We start from the raw sequence: 15,393 nt of genomic DNA on the forward strand, positions 1-15,393 counted from the left end.
AGGAGTTGAGCACCTTTCGGCGAGTCGTCGGGAGGGGAGGCGTCAGGAGCGTACTTCGAGCAGGGGTACGAGCTGCTCGGCGGGGGTCATCGAGCCATGGTTGCCGACCATGGTCGACTCCTTGGGCTCCCGCTCGGAGGCGATGATCAGCACGTCGTCGTACGCGGCCGCGACCACGTCACCGATCCGGTCGTACACCCGCCCCTCGAACCGGTCCGGCGGGCCGAACCAGCTCGCGGCGATCGCCTCGTCCCGCGAGGCCACCCAGAACTGCTCGCCGAGCACCTCGCGCCAGCAGGTCAGCACGTCGTTCCCGGCGCCCGGGACGGCGTACACATGGCGGGCCCGGCCCTCGCCGCCGAGCAGGGCGACCCCGGCCCGCAGCTCCCAGTCCTCGTCGAAGTCGATGCGGTGCTGCTCGTCGAACGGGATGTCGACCATGCCGTGGTCGGCGGTGACGTACAGCGCGCTGCGCGGCGGCAGCTGCTCGGCGAGCCGCTGGACGAGCCGGTCGACGTGCATGAGCTGGCCGCGCCAGGTGTCGGAGTCGACGCCGTAGCGGTGCCCGGCGCCGTCCAGCTCGGCGTAGTACGTGTACACCAGGGAACGGTCGGCGGCGGCCAGTTGCTCCGCCGCGAGGTCCATGCGCTCCTCGCCCGTCAACCGCCCGTGGAACGTTCCGCCGCTGAGCGCGACCTTGGTGAGCGGGGTGTGCTCGAAGTGCGGGGAGGACACCTGGGCGGCGTGCACCCCCGCGTCGTGGGCGAGCTGGAAGACGGTGGGGTACGGCTGCCAGGCGGCCGGGTCGGACCACGGCTGCCAGCGCAGCTGGTTCATCAGCTCGCCGGTGGCCGGGTTGCGGACGGTGTACCCGGGCAGGCCGTGCGCGCCCGGCGGCAGGCCGGTGCCGACGGAGGCGAGGGAGGTCGCGGTGGTGGCCGGGTAGCCGGCGGTGATCGGCCGTCCGGTGCCGCCGCGCGAGCTGCCGAGCAGCGCGGTGAGGTAGGGCGCCTCGTCCGGGTGGGCCTTGATCTGCTCCCAGCCGAGCCCGTCGATCAGGAAGACGCAGTTGCGGTCGGCCGGCGTCAGCTCGCTGATCGACGCGGTCATACCGGGTACGGCCATGCCGGCGGCCAGGGTGGGCAGCAGGTCGGCGAGGGAGCCGCTGCCGTACTCGGGCAGCGGCGCGGAGGCGAGGGTGAGGGGCTCCGGGTGGTCCCAGGCGGCGTACGCCATCAGCGCGTGACGTCCGCGGTCGCCTCGGAGATGGCCTGGGCGAAGGCGAGCGCCTGGCGCACCGTCTCCGGGCCGTCCCCGGCCTCGCTGACGCGCAGGCTGAGGTCGTCCGCCGTGGAGTTGCCCGTGTAGCCGTGGTCGGCCTCGCAGTTGGGGTCGCCGCAGGCGGCGGGCTCCAGGTCGATCCGGGAGACGGCACCCCAGCCGATGGTCAGCACGATCTCGCGGGGCAGGGTGCCCGGCGTGTACTGCTCCGGGTTGGCGACGACCCGGCTCACCACGACGGACGAGATCCGGCCGAGCTTGACCGACTCCGTCGAGGTGGTGGCGTACGGCGTCGGGGAGGTGCTGTCGGCGGCCTGCTCGTCGGTGTGGCTGACGATGAAGCGGTTGCCGGTGAGGACCAGCACGGTCACATGCCGCCGGACCTCGTTCTGGTCGAACGTCGTCTCCTGGTGGACCAGGTACGACCGGATCGGCTCACCGCCCACGGCAGCCTCCACCGCCTCGGCCACGAGGGCCGGGTAGTAGCCGCTGCGCTCGATCGCGACGCGCAGCCCCTGGGTCGTCGTACTGGTCTTGGCCATGGCGTCCATCCTAATCCGTGGGCAGGGGGACCCGGGCCAGTCGCGGGCACCCGCCTCGAACGCCGTCGCCCTAGGCAGGCGTTCGTCTCCGTACTCGTCTCAGTACCCGGGTCAGTACGCGGGCAGGGTCCGCGGACCCAGGTCGTCACGGGCCGGCGGTGGCGCGAGTCTGACGGTGGCACCGAGGACGCTCACGCCCTGCCGGGCGACCACGACGGGCTCCAGAGTGACCGCGACCACTTCGGGATGGTCGTCGACGAGCCGGGAGACGCGCAGCAGCAGCTCCTCCAGAGCAGGCGTGTCGACCGGTTTCGAGCCACGCCAGCCGAAGAGCAGGGGCGCGGTGCGGATCGACCGCACCAGCGAGGTCGCGTCCCGGTCGGTGACCGGAACCAGCCGGTGGGCCATGTCCCCCAGCAGCTGCGACGCGGCCCCCGCGAGCCCGAACGACAACACGGCCCCGGCGGCCGGATCGATCACGGCCCGTACGACGGTGTCGACGCCCCGGGGCGCCATCCGCTGCACCACGGGACGCAGCTCCTCGGGCTGCCCGAACAGCTCCGTCAACTCGGAGTACGCCCGGCGCAGTTGCTCCTCGTCCGCGAGGTCCAGCCGCACCCCGCCCAGGTCCGCGCGGTGGCGCAGGTGAGGGGCGGTGGCCTTGAGGGCGACCGGATAGCCGAGGTCACGGGCAGCCGTGACGGCGGCGTCCGCGGTGGGCGCGGGCAGCGCCCGGTGGACGTCCAGGCCGTACCTGCCGAGCAGCGCGCAGGTCTCCTCGACACCGAGGGTGAGCCCCTCCCCGCGTTCGAGCAGCCCGCCGATCAGCTCGGCGGCCCCCTTCTCGTCGATGTCGTCGTACTCGGGCACCTTGCCGGGCTCGGCGGCCTCCCGCCGCCACTGCGCGTACTTCACGGCTTCGGCGAGGGCACGTACGGCGCGTTCGGCGGCGGGATAGGCGGGGATCAGGCGGGAGTACGAGTGGCTGACCGCGGTGGGCGGGCGTTCCGCGGGGGGCAACGGGTGGGCACCGCCCCCGGTGCCGGATGCCGGTGCGGTCGCCTGCGGTGCGGTACGGCCCGCGGCCGAAAGCGCCTCCGCGAGCCCCCCGAGCTCCACGTGCACCACAAGAACCGGCTTGCCCGGAACCCTCTCGGCCGCCGACCTGAGCGCCTCCGCCAGCTCCGCGTCCCCGACCGCCCCCTCCCCGATCGTCGGAATGGCCGTGACCACGACCGCGTCGCACGACTCGTCCGCCAGCGCCTCCGACAGCGCCCGGTGGAAGTCCGCCGCGGTCGCCCCGGTCGTCAGGTCCAGCGGCCGCGCCGGGCGCAGCCCCTCCGCCAGGCACCGGTCGTACGTGAGCAGCCCCAGCGACTCCGAGTTCCCGAGGATCACCACGCGCGGCCCCGCCGGCAGCGGCTGCCGGGCGAGCAGCAGCCCCGCGTCGACCAGCTCGGTGATCGTGTCGACGCGGATCACCCCGGCCTGCCTGAGCAGCGCGGACACCGTGGCGTGCGGGAGCCGCGTCGCCCGTACCGCGTGTCCCTGCGGCGCCGACCCCTCCCCCTGCACCACGACCAGCGGCTTCGCCGCCGCCGTCCGCCGCGACAGACGCGTGAACTTGCGCGGGTTGCCGATGGACTCCAGGTACATGAGGACGACGTCGGTGTCGGGGTCGTCGTACCAGTACTGGAGGACGTCGTTGCCGGAGACGTCCGCGCGGTTGCCCGACGACACGAAGGTGGACACGCCCGTGGTACCGGTGACGCCGCCGCCCCGCCGGTGCAGCCGGGACAGCAGGGCGATGCCGATGGCACCGGACTGGGCGAACAGGCCGATGCGGCCGGGGCGGGGCATCTCGGGCGCGAGGGAGGCGTTCAGCCGGACGTCGTCCGCGGTGTTGATGATCCCGAAGGCGTTGGGGCCGATGATCCGCATGCCGTACGTGCGCGCGTGCCGGACGAGTTCGCGCTGGCGTTCGCGGCCGTCCGGGCCGCTCTCCGCGTACCCGGCGGCGAGGACGACGAGGCCCTGGACGCCGTGTTCGCCGCACTCGGTGACGACGTCGGGGACGTGATCGGCGGGTACGGCGACGACGGCCAGGTCCACCGGCCCGTCGATGTCCCGGACGGATCGGTGGGCGGACACCCCGTCGACCTCCTTGAGGTCCGCCGGGAAGGCCTGGTTCACGGCGTGCAGGCGGCCGGTGAAGCCGGCCTCGCGGAGGTTGCCGAGGACGCTGCGGCCGACCCCGCCGGGCGTGCGGCCGACGCCGATCACGGCCACGGATCCGGGCGCCAGCAGCCGTCGTACCGACCGCGCCTCCGCGCGCTGCTCCCGGGCGCGCTGGACCGCGAGGGAGCGGTCCGTGGGCTCCAGGTCGAACTCCAGGCGGACGACGCCGTCCTCGAAGCTGCGCTGCTGGGTGTAGCCGGCGTCCATGAACACCTTGATCATCTTGGTGTTGGCGGGCAGCACCTCGGCGGCGAAGCGGCGGATCCCGCGCTCGCGCGCGACGGCGGCGATGTGCTCCAGGAGGGCGGAGGCGACGCCTCTCCCCTGGTGGGCGTCCTGGACGAGGAAGGCCACCTCGGCCTCGTCGGCGGGCGCGGAGGCGGCCATGCCGCCCGGGCCAATGCGGTCATAGCGTACGGTTGCGATGAACTCGCCGCCGATGGTGGCCGCGAGTCCCACCCTGTCCACAAAGTCGTGGTGCGTGAAGCGGTGGACGTCCTTGGCGGAGAGCCTGGGGTACGGCGCGAAGAAGCGGTAGTACTTCGACTCGTCCGAGACCTGCTCGTAGAAGCTGACCAGGCGGTCGGCGTCGTCGACGGTGATGGGCCGGATGCGCGCGGTGCCGCCGTCGCGCAGTACCACGTCCGCTTCCCAGTGGGACGGGTACTCGTGCCGGTCCTGCGGGTCCGCCGGGGTCTGCATGGGCCCCAGAGTACGGCTCGCGTCCGACAACGGCGCGAGGCAGTCTGTGCAGGACGGAAGTCGGACCGAGGCCGCGGTCCGACGACACACCCGGAGGGGCCCATGCCCGCTCCGGGGATGCTTCACGATATGGGAAACTGGTCTAGACAACCCTGAAAACCGAAGGGCAGCATCACATGGCTGAGCGCCGCGTCAACGTCGGCTGGGCCGAGGGCCTCCACGCCCGCCCCGCTTCCATCTTCGTCCGAGCCGCCACGGCCGCAGGCGTCCCGGTGACGATCGCCAAGGCCGGGGGCAACCCCGTCAACGCGGCCTCCATGCTGGCTGTCCTGAGCCTGGGCGCCCAGGGCGGCGAGGAGATCGTCCTCGCCTCCGAGGCCGAGGGCGCGGACGCCGCCCTCGACCGCCTGGCCAAGCTGGTCGCCGAGGGTCTCGAGGAGCTCCCCGAGACCGTCTGAGCGCCATAGCGCCCGCACCTCACGACCGAGGCCGCGCCACCCCGTTCGAGGGCGGTGCGGCCTCGCCGTTTCCGTCTCCCGGCTTTACCCGGCGTCGATGTCCACTCGCACACCGCAGGTCTTTTGCACCGCGCCGAACATTTGCAGCGGGCACGCGAATGACATGCCACCGGGAATTCCCGGCACGCATGAATAAGGGCAGCGGAAATACGGCTCCACCGAATAACACCTCTTTGTATACGGTGCGCGTGTTAATGCCGCAGGCCCGACATGTTTACGGGGTGTTGCGAAGTCCTCACACTGTTCGCCCGGTCCGCGCCGCCGGCGAAACGCAGCCGGTGCGCGGCCGTCGAGCGCTCGGTGTGCAGCGCGGTGACCGCCCGCGCGCGCTCACCGTCGCCACGGGTCACCGCGTCCACGATGGCGCCGTGCTCGGCCCAGGAGTCCACGGGGTCGGCGGGCGCGTCGACGGTGTACATCCATGCGATCTTGTGCCGCAGCTGGGTGAGTGTCGAGGTCAGGGCCTGGCTGCCGGAGGCCTGGGCGAGCGTCTCGTGGAACCAGCCGCCCAGCGAGCGCAGGTCCTCGCTGCTGCCCCGCCTGGCCCGCTCCTGACCAAGCCGGACGAGTCCGCGCAGCACCTTGAGGTGGGCCTCGGTGCGGCGCTGGGCCGCCCGGGAGGCGCCGAGAGGCTCCAGGAGCAGGCGCATCTCCAGCAGGTCGGCGGCCTCCTGCTCGGTCGGCTCGGCGACGCACGCGCCCGCGTGCCGGCGCGTCACCACGAAGCCCTCGGCCTCCAGGGTGCGCAGGGCCTCGCGGACGGGAACGCGCGAGACGCCGTAGCGGCGGGCCAGGAGTTCCTCGGTGAGCCGGCTGCCGCGCTCGTAGACACCAGCGACGATGTCGTCCCGGATCGCAGTGCATACCGAGTGCGCCGGAATACGCATGTCCGACCTCCGCCTTAATCCCCGTGAAACGCCGCCGAGTGGCGCCCGTTCGGTGACTCTATTGCAATGAGCGGGAATTTCCGACGGCGGGCCGGAATCCAGGGATATATTTTGGACACCGGGGGCACGAAAACGGCGAAAGCCCCGGCTCGGCGGCCGGGGCTTCGAAGGATCTCGCGGTGCTCACATCATCCGCGTCAGACGTTCACGCCGTGCTTGCGGAGGTAGGCGACCGGGTCGACGTCGGAGCCGTACTCGGCGGTCGTGCGGGCCTCGAAGTGGAGGTGCGGTCCGGTCGTGTTGCCGGTCGAGCCGGAGAGGCCGATCTGCTGGCCCGGGGTGACCTTCTGGCCCACCGAGACGCCGATGGACGACAGGTGGCCGTACTGGGTGTACATGCCATCGGCCATCTTGATGACGATCTGGTTGCCGTACGCCCCGCCCCAGCCCGTGGAGACGACCGTGCCGGTGCCGACCGCGTGCACGACCGTACCGCTGGCGGCGTGGAAGTCGATGCCGGTGTGGGTCCCGGAGGACCACAGGGAGCCGCCGGTCTTGTAGCCGGTGGAGACGTACGAGTCGGAGATCGGCGCGACGAAGGCGTTCAGGCGCTTGCGCTCGGCCTCGCGGGCGGCGCGCGCCTTGGCCTCGCGCTCCTTCTTGGCCTCTGCCGCGGCCTGCTTGCGGGCGGCCTCCTCGGCCGCCTTGCGTTCGGCGGCGGCCTGCTGCGTGGCGGCCTGGGCGTCGATCTGGTCGGCGACCGAGTCGCTGACCGTGATGACCGGGGTGAGGCCGGTCTGCTCGACGGAGTTCTCGGCGGCGAGCGCCGGAGCGGCGGAGACGGTGCCGATGACACCGGTGGTGGTGAGGGCCGCGATACCAGCGGCCTGCGCGGTGGTGCGCTTCACCCGGCCGGGACGACGGTGCTTCCCGGAGGCGCACATGAACGCCATGTAGAGGCTGGTCCTTTCCTTCCCTCTCGCCTACCGGGTTAGCTGACGGGTTCGGAGCAGGAAGGTCTCCTACGGGCCCCCTCACGACACGCGCGGGCGCCCGATTCACCCCAGGGACTGCATGGGTCCCCGGCTCCCCTGGCTCGCGCCGTACGGGGACTCGGCGATGGCTGTCCGGTGCCGCGGGCGCGGCGCAGTGCCTGACGGACAGCCCGGAAGAACCTATGAGGGCGTGCTTTCAATACCCAAACGGATCGCGGTTTTTGTAGCGCATCCCACAGGGCAGACAGGCAACCTCCGCCCCAATTCGGACATAAGAGAGCCCTGGTGGCCGACGGCCACCAGGGCTCCGCACACGCGCGTGGAGCTATGTGCAGCTACGCGTGGAGCTACGTGGCGCTACTCCGCCGCTACGACCGTGACTTCGCCGATCCCGAGCGCCTCGACGGGCTCCTTGATCTGTGCCGCGTCACCGACGAGGACGGTCACCAAGCGGTCCACCGGGAACGCGTTCACGACCGCCGCGGTGGCCTCCACCGTGCCGGTGTTGGCCAGTTGGCGGTAGAGCGTGGCCTGGAAGTCGTCCGGCAGGTACTGCTCGACCTGGTCGGCCAGAGTGCCGGCGACGGCCGCCGCCGTCTCGTACTTGAGCGGCGCCACGCCCACGAGGTTCTGCACGGCGACATCGCGCTCGGCGTCCGTGAGGCCCTCGGCGGCGAGCTTGCGCAGCACTGTCCACAGGTCCTGGAGGGCGGGGCCGGTGTTCGGGGTGTCCACGGAGCCGCTGATGGCGAGCATCGAGGCGCCGGTGCCGTCGGGGGCGGAGCGCAGGACCTGTCCGAAGGAGCGGACGCCGTAGGTGTAGCCCTTCTCCTCGCGCAGGACGCGGTCCAGGCGGGAGGTGAGGGTGCCGCCGAGGCAGTAGGTGCCGAGCACCTGGGCGGGCCAGACGCGGTCGTGCCGGTCGGAGCCGACGCGGCCGATGAGCAGCTGCGTCTGGACGGCGCCGGGACGGTCCACGATGACGACACGGCCGGTGTCGTCGGCGCTGATCGAGGGAACCGGCCGGGGCTGGGCGGTGGAGCCGTGCCAGGCGCCCAGGGTCTCGCCGAGCAGCTCGTCCAGGTCGATACCGGTCAGGTCGCCGACGACGACCGCGGTGGCGGTGCCGGGGCGGACGTGCCGGTCGTAGAACGCGCGGACGGCGGCCGCGTCGATCTTCTCGACCGTGTCCTCGGTGCCCTGACGCGGACGGGACATCCGCACGGTCGCCGGGAACAGCTCCTTGTAGAGCTCCTTGGCGGCCCGGCGGCTGGGGTTGGCCAGCTCGTGCGGGATCTCGTCGAGGCGGTTGCGGACCAGCCGCTCGACCTCGCTGTCGGCGAACGCGGGCGCCCTGAGGGCGTCGGACAGCAGCCCGAGGCCCTTGGCGAGACGGGAGGCCGGGACCTCCAGGCTGATGCGGACGCCGGGGTGGTCGGCGTGCGCGTCGAGGGTGGCGCCGGCCCGCTCCAGCTCGGCGGCGAACTCCTCGGCGGAGTGCTTGTCGGTGCCCTCCGAGAACGCGCGCGCCATGATGGTGGCGACGCCGTCCAGGCCGGCCGGTTCGGCGTCCAGGGGCGCGTCGAGAAGTACCTCGACGGCGACGACCTGCTGGCCGGGGCGGTGGCAGCGCAGCACCGTCAGGCCGTTGTCCAGGGTGCCGCGCTCGGGAGCAGGGAAGGCCCAGGGCCTGGCCTCGCCCGGCTGGGGCTGCGGATGGAAGTCCATGCTGGCGAGCTCGGTCACTTGGCCGTCTCCTCGTTATCGTTGCCGGCCTCTACGGTCGCTTCCTGCTCCGGGTCCTCGCCGCGCCCCGCCTCCTGGGTGTGCTCCGCGGACTCCGCGGACAGCGGCTCGTAGACGAGCACCGCGCGGTTGTCGGGCCGCAGACGGGCCTTGGCGACCTCCTGGACCTCCTCGCGGGTGACCTGGAGGACGCGCTGGACGGCGGTCAGGGCGAGCTGCGGGTCGCCGAACAGGACGGCGAACCGGCACAGTTCGTCCGCGCGGCCCGAGACGGTGCCGAGCCGGTCCAGCCATTCGCGCTCCAACTGGGCCTGGGCGCGCTCCATCTCCTCGGGCGTGGGGCCCTCCTCGGCGAACCGGGCGAGCTCCTCGTCGATGGCGGCCTCGATGACCGGCACCTCGACGTCACCGGAGGTCTTCACGTCCAGCCAGCCCAGGGAGGGCGCCCCGGCGAGCCGCAGCAGGCCGAAGCCGGCCGCGACGGCCGTACGGTCGCGCCGTACCAGGCGGTTGTAGAGGCGGGAGGACTCGCCGCCGCCGAGGACGGTGAGCGCCAGGTCGGCCGCGTCGGACACGCGCGTGCCGTCCTCCGGGAGCCGGTAGGCGGCCATCAGCGCCCGCGCGGGGACCTCCTCGACGACGACCTCGCGCAGCTGCTCGCCCATGATCTCGGGCAGCGAGCCGTCGCGCGGGGCGGGCTTGCCGTCGTGCGCCGGGATGGAGCCGAAGTACTTCTCGATCCAGGCGAGCGTCTGCTGCGGGTCGATGTCGCCGACGACCGACAGGACGGCGTTGTTGGGCGCGTAGTACGTGCGGAAGAACGCGCGGGCGTCCTCCAGGGTGGCCGCGTCCAGGTCGGCCATCGAGCCGATGGGCGTGTGGTGGTAGGGGTGGCCCTCCGGGTAGGCGAGGGCGGTCAGCTTCTCGAACGCCGTGCCGTAGGGCACGTTGTCGTAGCGCTGGCGGCGTTCGTTCTTGACGACGTCCCGCTGGTTTTCCATGGACTCGTCGTCCAGGGCGGCGAGCAGGGAGCCCATCCGGTCGGCCTCCAGCCAGAGGGCGAGCTCCAGCTGGTGGGCGGGCATGGTCTCGAAGTAGTTGGTGCGCTCGAAGCTCGTGGTGCCGTTGAGCGAGCCGCCCGCGCCCTGGACGAGCTCGAAGTGGCCGTTGCCCTTCACCTGGGCGGAGCCCTGGAACATCAGGTGCTCGAAAAGGTGAGCCAGACCGGTACGGCCCTTGACTTCGTGCCGGGAGCCGACGTCGTACCAGAGGCAGACCGCCGCGACCGGGGTCAGGTGGTCCTCGGAGAGCACCACGCGCAGACCGTTGGCCAAGCGGTGCTCGGTCGCTGTCAGGCCTCCGGAGCCTGCCTCGGCCGTGGTCGTGTGACCCATGGGCATGTACGTCCCTTCGCTCGCGGAAGCGGTCTAGAACCGGCTTTTTCTGCCGGTCCTGCCACTGTATGCAAGCGTGCGGGGACCCGGCGAAGTTCCCGCACGACGTACGCCCAGAGCGGATCGCGTAGCCTGCGTCCCACCCGCTTCCGAACGCCTCCCAGGCACCGGGGCGGGCCGCGGAGACCGGGTCCTGGCCCGGGTTGTCAGTACCGCGGTCCACAATGGTCCGCGTCAGATCCGTTCACGCATGAGCAAGGAGCCGGCAGCGATGGCCCGCCGCAGCACGAAGACCCCGCCGCCCGACGACTCGTTCGAGGAGAGAATCCTCGATATCGACGTCGTGGACGAGATGCGCGGCTCCTACCTCGAGTACGCGTACTCGGTCATCTACTCGCGCGCTCTGCCGGACGCCCGCGACGGTCTCAAGCCGGTGCACCGGCGGATCGTCTACCAGATGAACGAGATGGGGCTGCGCCCCGAGCGCGGCTATGTGAAGTGCGCGCGCGTGGTCGGCGAGGTGATGGGCAAACTGCACCCGCACGGCGACGCGTCGATCTACGACGCGCTGGTGCGCATGGCCCAGCCGTTCTCGATGCGGGTCCCGCTGGTCGACGGCCACGGCAACTTCGGTTCGCTGGGCAACGACGACCCGCCGGCCGCCATGCGGTACACCGAGTGCCGGATGGCCGAGGCGACCAGCCTGATGACCGAGTCGATCGACGAGGACACGGTCGACTTCGCGCCCAACTACGACGGCCAGGAGCAGGAGCCGGTGGCGCTGCCCGCCGCGTTCCCGAACCTGCTGGTCAACGGCTCGTCGGGGATCGCCGTCGGCATGGCGACCAACATGCCGCCGCACAACCTCGGCGAGGTGATCTCGGCCGCCCGGCACCTGATCCGCTACCCGAACGCGGACCTGGAAACGCTGATGAAGCACGTCCCGGGCCCGGACCTGCCGACCGGCGGCCGGATCGTCGGCCTGGAGGGCGTGCGGGACGCGTACGAGACGGGCCGCGGCACCTTCAGGATCCGGGCCACGGTGGCGGTGGAGACCGTGACGGCCCGCCGCAAGGGCCTGGTCATCACCGAACTGCCGTTCGCGGTCGGCCCCGAGAAGGTCATCGGCAAGATCAAGGACCTGGTCAACGCCAAGAAGCTGCAGGGCATCGCCGACGTCAAGGACCTCACCGACCGCGAGCACGGGCTGCGTCTGGTCGTCGAGATCAAGAACGGCTTCGTGCCGGAGGCGGTCCTGGAGCAGCTCTACAAGCTGACGCCGATGGAGGAGTCCTTCGGCATCAACAACGTGGCCCTGGTGGACGGCCAGCCGCTCACCCTGGGCCTCAAGGAACTCCTCGAGGTCTACCTCGACCACCGCTTCGAGGTGGTCCGCCGGCGCAGCGAGTTCCGCCGCACCAAGCGCCGCGACCGTCTCCACCTGGTCGAGGGCCTGCTGACCGCCCTGGTCGACATCGACGAGGTCATCCGGCTGATCCGCTCCAGTGAGAACAGCGCGGAGGCCAAGCAGCGCCTGATGGAGCGCTTCTCGCTGTCGGAGATCCAGACGCAGTACATCCTCGACACGCCGCTGCGCCGTCTCACCAAGTACGACCGCATCGAGCTGGAGGCGGAGAAGGAGAAGCTCACCGCGGAGATCGCCGAGCTGACCCGGATCCTGGAGTCGGACGCGGAGCTGCGCAAGCTGGTCTCGGCCGAACTGGCCGCGGTGGCCAAGAAGTTCGGCACCGAGCGGCGCACGGTCCTGCTGGAGGCCTCGGGCGCCCCGGCGGCCGTGGTGCCGCTCCAGGTGGCCGACGACCCGTGCCGGGTGCTGCTGTCCTCGACGGGCCTGCTGGCACGCACGACGAACGGCGAGCCGTTCCCGGAGGACGCCGACGGCAGGCGCGCCAAGCACGACGTGATCGTCTCTGCGGTCCCGGCGACCGCGCGCGGCGAGGTCGGCGCGGTGACCTCGACGGGCCGGCTGCTCCGGATCAATGTGGTCGACCTGCCGCAGCTCCCGGAGACGGCGACCGCGCCGAACCTGGCGGGCGGCGCGCCCCTGTCCGAGTTCCTCTCCCTGGAGGACGGCGAGACGGTGGTCTGCCTGACCACGCTGGACGAGTCCTCGCCGGGGCTCGCCCTCGGCACCGAACAGGGCGTGGTCAAGCGAGTGGTCCCCGACTACCCGTCCAACAAGGACGAGTTGGAGGTCATCACCCTCAAGGAGGGCGACCGCATCGTCGGCGCGGTGGAGCTGCGCACCGGCGAGGAGGACCTGGTCTTCATCACGGACGACGCGCAGCTGCTGCGCTACCAGGCCTCCCAGGTGCGTCCGCAGGGCCGCCCGGCGGGCGGTATGGCGGGCATCAAGCTCACGGACGGCGCGAAGGTCATCTCGTTCACGGCGGTGGACCCGGCGGCCGACGCGGTGGTCTTCACGGTGGCGGGCTCGCGCGGCACGCTCGACGACTCCGTGCAGACGACGGCCAAGCTGACCCCGTTCGACCAGTACCCGCGCAAGGGACGCGCCACCGGCGGTGTGCGCTGCCAGCGGTTCCTGAAGGGCGAGGACTGCCTGTCCTTCGCCTGGGCGGGCCCGGTCCCGGCGAAGGCGGCCCAGAAGAACGGCACCCCGGCCGAGCTCCCGGAGGTCGACCCGCGCCGTGACGGCTCCGGCGTGTCGCTGCAGAAGACGGTGTCGGTGGTGGCGGGCCCGGTCTAGGTCTCGGGCCCGGTCTCGGCCTCGCCGTAGTCGTACTCGTCGCCCTGTACGTACCGCAGGACGCCCCACATGCCGTGCTCGTCGGCGTGTGGGGCGTCGTTCGTGCACGCCTCCAACTCCTTGCTCAGGGCGGGCGCGTCGATGCCCGAGCCGATCAGCACGAGCTGTGTGAGCCGTTCCTCGTCCGGCCCCCAGGCCTCCGGGTAGAAGCGCAGGAACCGCCCCACGGCATGCACGCCGTACCGGTTCCCGGTGTCGTACGGCCCGAAGTCGACGTACCCCTTGATCCGGTAGAGCCCCGCGGGCCGGCTGTCGAGGAAGGCCATGAGCCTGCGGGGGTCGAGGGGCAGTTCGCAGGCGAAGGACAGACTGTCGTACGCGGTGTGCAGATGCCCCTCGTGCTCACCCTCGGAGTCATGATCGTGCAGGTCGTCGAAGGACAGCTGCCCGATGCGCTCCTCGCCGGGCCGGCAGTCGAACAGGCACTCGGGATCGATACGGCCGTAGGTGGCCGGTACGACGGCGGCGGCCCGGTCGGTGAGCGACCGCACCAGCTCCAGTACGCGCTCGCCGCCCCGCTCGGCCCGGTCGAGCTTGTTCACGACGACGAGGTCCGCGAGGGCGAGATGCCGGTCGATCTCGGGGTGCCGGGTGCGCGTGTCGTCGAACTCGGCGGCGTCCACGACCTCGACGAGTCCGCCGTAGACGATCCCGGGATGTTCGCTGGCGAGCAGCATCCGGACGAGTTCCTGGGGTTCGGCGAGACCGCTGGCCTCGATCACGATGACGTCGATACCGGTGGCCGGGTCGGCGAGCCGCTCCAGGTACAGGTCCAGTTCGCCGGCGTCGACGGCGCAGCACAGGCAGCCGTTGCCGAGCGAGACGGTCGAGTCGCCGAGGGCGCCGGCCACCGCCATCGCGTCGATCTCGATGGCGCCGAAGTCGTTGACGATCGCGCCGATCCGGCTGCCGCCGCTGCGGTGCAGCAGGTGGTTGAGGAGCGTGGTCTTCCCCGAGCCCAGGAATCCGGCGAGTACGACGACCGGGATCTGCCGGGGGCTGCGGTGGTGCTCCAACGGGGGGCCTTCCTGACGTGGACGCGCGCACCGACTCGCGGGTCGGCACGCCTCCGGGGATCGAATGCCACCCCAGGATACGAGCGGTACGAACCTCGCGAAGTGAACGGTTGTTAGCAGCATGCGCGGGGCAGACGTTGGGCAAGGCGCCGGTTCGTGCGACCCTCGCTTCCTTCCGTGCGCCTCTTCTCCGCCTCCCCGCCGACCACATCGGCTCGGCACCCTGGGAGACGGCAAGCGCCGCCCACCGCTCGCCGGTCCCCGTCAGCCACCCCGCACTCCGACGCCCGGCGGACGGTCGCGTGATTTCGGGGGTTGACATGGCCACACAGAACTCTGGGAGGCGGGGGCTGAGCCGCGCTGCCGCCGCGGGAGCAGCCTTCGCCGCGGGAGCCCTCACCGCCCTCGCCGCGTATCAGCGTTGGCACGAGGCCTCGTGCTCACGCGCAAACCCCGCACGCCGGCTGGACGTGCAACGCGCCCGGCTCGCCGACTACCAGCGCCTCCAGCTCCGCCTGCTCGACAAGGCCATGGACGACCCCGATCTGGCGGCCGTGATGAGCACGGTCGAAACGGAATCCCCCGCACAGCGACGCCAGTACCTCTTCGCGAACGCGCTCTACGCCAACGCCGTCTTCGGCTACCGCATCGGCATCGCCAACCTGGAAGAGCTGCGGGGCCATCTGCGCGTGCTGGTGAGGAACCCGATTTTCCGCGCGTACTGGGAAGCCACCCGCCCGCATCGCGCGAGCCTCAGGGACGGCTCGGAGGAAGGACGCGTCGGCCGGATGGTGGACGCCCTCATCCGGGATCTGGACGAGGCCGACACGGACGAATGGTGGGTGGTGGGTGAACCTCCCACCGAATGACGGGGCCAGATAAGGGCCAATAAGCTACCACATACGACCGGTTGGCCCATCCGCACGCGCAACCGTATGACAATGTCTGCGCTATCGTCCGTCCCCTCTAGTCACAACCGACGCATGAGGACCGGATCCCCCTTGAAAATCGTGCGCCGCATCGGCGCGTCCCCACGTGAGCGCGGCAGTATGACCGGCGAGACCTGCCCGGACATCTTCGAACTCAGTGACGGCAATTTCGCGGTCATCGGAACCGAGGCCACCGCGGAACTGGACGACCAGCTCCCCTCGGACGCGGCTCGCGCCGCCTACGAGCGGATTGTCATCGTGAGCCGGGAAACCCTGGTTCGGGCCAAAGCCGACATCCCCGACGCCTGACATGCCTGCGGAGGACAGGCCACCCCCGCCTCGTCCACCGTCACACCG

Annotated in this window: 12 protein-coding genes and 1 riboswitch; of the genes, 4 read left to right on the forward strand and 8 right to left on the reverse strand. The window is 71.4% G+C overall.

Features of this window, described 5'->3' with window-relative positions; all coding sequences use genetic code 11:
* Positions 1–42 precede the first annotated feature (42 nt).
* The 3 genes from EDD90_RS15260 to EDD90_RS15270 form a co-directional block, all read right to left on the reverse strand.
* Positions 43–1,236, reverse strand: a complete 1,194-nt coding sequence (locus EDD90_RS15260) for an alkaline phosphatase family protein (RefSeq protein WP_398924560.1) — start codon at positions 1,234–1,236, stop codon at positions 43–45.
* The gene (locus EDD90_RS15265; protein WP_123973540.1) at positions 1,236–1,832 is read right to left on the reverse strand and encodes a DUF5998 family protein; all 597 of its coding nucleotides are present in this window, start codon (positions 1,830–1,832) and stop codon (positions 1,236–1,238) included. Before EDD90_RS15265 ends, EDD90_RS15260 begins: the two co-directional genes overlap by 1 nt.
* Positions 1,833–1,934: 102 nt before the next feature.
* Entirely contained in the window at positions 1,935–4,763 is a 2,829-nt protein-coding gene (locus tag EDD90_RS15270) for a bifunctional GNAT family N-acetyltransferase/acetate--CoA ligase family protein (protein WP_185149106.1), read from the reverse strand.
* A gap of 176 nt (positions 4,764–4,939) precedes the next feature.
* On the opposite strand from EDD90_RS15270, the gene EDD90_RS15280 reads away from it, so the two are divergent.
* A complete protein-coding gene (locus EDD90_RS15280) occupies positions 4,940–5,221 on the forward strand; it encodes an HPr family phosphocarrier protein (RefSeq protein WP_123973541.1) in 282 nt (93 codons plus the stop codon).
* A gap of 251 nt (positions 5,222–5,472) precedes the next feature.
* Here EDD90_RS15280 and EDD90_RS15285 read toward each other — a convergent pair whose 3' ends face one another.
* The 4 genes from EDD90_RS15285 to EDD90_RS15300 all read right to left on the reverse strand — a co-directional run bounded on the left by EDD90_RS15285 (position 5,473) and on the right by EDD90_RS15300 (position 10,309).
* Positions 5,473–6,168, reverse strand: coding sequence for a GntR family transcriptional regulator (locus EDD90_RS15285; protein ID WP_123973542.1), 696 nt, complete (start codon positions 6,166–6,168; stop codon positions 5,473–5,475).
* 197 nt (positions 6,169–6,365) lie between these two features.
* Entirely contained in the window at positions 6,366–7,121 is a 756-nt protein-coding gene (locus tag EDD90_RS15290) for a M23 family metallopeptidase (protein ID WP_123973543.1), read from the reverse strand.
* 12 nt (positions 7,122–7,133) lie between these two features.
* A riboswitch (cyclic di-AMP (ydaO/yuaA leader) is annotated at positions 7,134–7,297 on the reverse strand.
* 223 nt (positions 7,298–7,520) lie between these two features.
* Positions 7,521–8,909 (reverse strand): pitrilysin family protein, encoded by a 1,389-nt coding sequence (locus EDD90_RS15295; protein ID WP_123973544.1) that lies wholly within the window; start codon positions 8,907–8,909, stop codon positions 7,521–7,523.
* A complete protein-coding gene (locus EDD90_RS15300) occupies positions 8,906–10,309 on the reverse strand; it encodes a pitrilysin family protein (RefSeq protein WP_123973545.1) in 1,404 nt (467 codons plus the stop codon). Before EDD90_RS15300 ends, EDD90_RS15295 begins: the two co-directional genes overlap by 4 nt.
* Before the next feature lie 265 nt (positions 10,310–10,574).
* Between EDD90_RS15300 and EDD90_RS15305 the strand changes: the two genes are divergently transcribed.
* The gene (locus EDD90_RS15305) at positions 10,575–13,031 is read left to right on the forward strand and encodes a DNA topoisomerase (ATP-hydrolyzing) subunit A (RefSeq protein ID WP_123981283.1); all 2,457 of its coding nucleotides are present in this window, start codon (positions 10,575–10,577) and stop codon (positions 13,029–13,031) included.
* Here the strand turns inward: EDD90_RS15305 and EDD90_RS15310 are convergent.
* Positions 13,028–14,107 carry a GTP-binding protein gene (locus EDD90_RS15310; RefSeq protein ID WP_260327879.1) on the reverse strand — a complete coding sequence of 360 codons (1,080 nt, stop codon included), beginning with the start codon at positions 14,105–14,107 and terminating at the stop codon, positions 13,028–13,030. The genes EDD90_RS15305 and EDD90_RS15310 overlap by 4 nt on opposite strands.
* Positions 14,108–14,427: 320 nt before the next feature.
* Between EDD90_RS15310 and EDD90_RS15315 the strand changes: the two genes are divergently transcribed.
* Entirely contained in the window at positions 14,428–14,976 is a 549-nt protein-coding gene (locus EDD90_RS15315) for a DUF6082 family protein (protein WP_123973547.1), read from the forward strand.
* 132 nt (positions 14,977–15,108) lie between these two features.
* Positions 15,109–15,345: a hypothetical protein gene (locus tag EDD90_RS15320; RefSeq protein ID WP_123973548.1), complete on the forward strand. Its 237-nt coding sequence runs from the start codon at positions 15,109–15,111 to the stop codon at positions 15,343–15,345.
* Positions 15,346–15,393 lie beyond the last annotated feature (48 nt).

It is taken from the genome of Streptomyces sp. Ag109_O5-1 (genome assembly GCF_003814875.1).
Lineage (GTDB): Bacteria > Actinomycetota > Actinomycetes > Streptomycetales > Streptomycetaceae > Streptomyces > Streptomyces sasae.

What these genes read in the sequence shown, in the direction of transcription:
- EDD90_RS15260 (WP_398924560.1), bottom strand. Translation starts at nt 1,236, where the DNA reads ATGGCGTACGCCGCCTGGGACCACCCGGAGCCCCTCACCCTCGCCTCC.
- EDD90_RS15265 (WP_123973540.1), bottom strand. Translation starts at nt 1,832, where the DNA reads ATGGACGCCATGGCCAAGACCAGTACGACGACCCAGGGGCTGCGCGTC.
- EDD90_RS15270 (WP_185149106.1), bottom strand. Translation starts at nt 4,763, where the DNA reads ATGCAGACCCCGGCGGACCCGCAGGACCGGCACGAGTACCCGTCCCAC.
- EDD90_RS15280 (WP_123973541.1), top strand. Translation starts at nt 4,940, where the DNA reads ATGGCTGAGCGCCGCGTCAACGTCGGCTGGGCCGAGGGCCTCCACGCC.
- EDD90_RS15285 (WP_123973542.1), bottom strand. Translation starts at nt 6,168, where the DNA reads ATGCGTATTCCGGCGCACTCGGTATGCACTGCGATCCGGGACGACATC.
- EDD90_RS15290 (WP_123973543.1), bottom strand. Translation starts at nt 7,121, where the DNA reads ATGGCGTTCATGTGCGCCTCCGGGAAGCACCGTCGTCCCGGCCGGGTG.
- EDD90_RS15300 (WP_123973545.1), bottom strand. Translation starts at nt 10,309, where the DNA reads ATGCCCATGGGTCACACGACCACGGCCGAGGCAGGCTCCGGAGGCCTG.
- EDD90_RS15305 (WP_123981283.1), top strand. Translation starts at nt 10,575, where the DNA reads ATGGCCCGCCGCAGCACGAAGACCCCGCCGCCCGACGACTCGTTCGAG.
- EDD90_RS15315 (WP_123973547.1), top strand. Translation starts at nt 14,428, where the DNA reads ATGGCCACACAGAACTCTGGGAGGCGGGGGCTGAGCCGCGCTGCCGCC.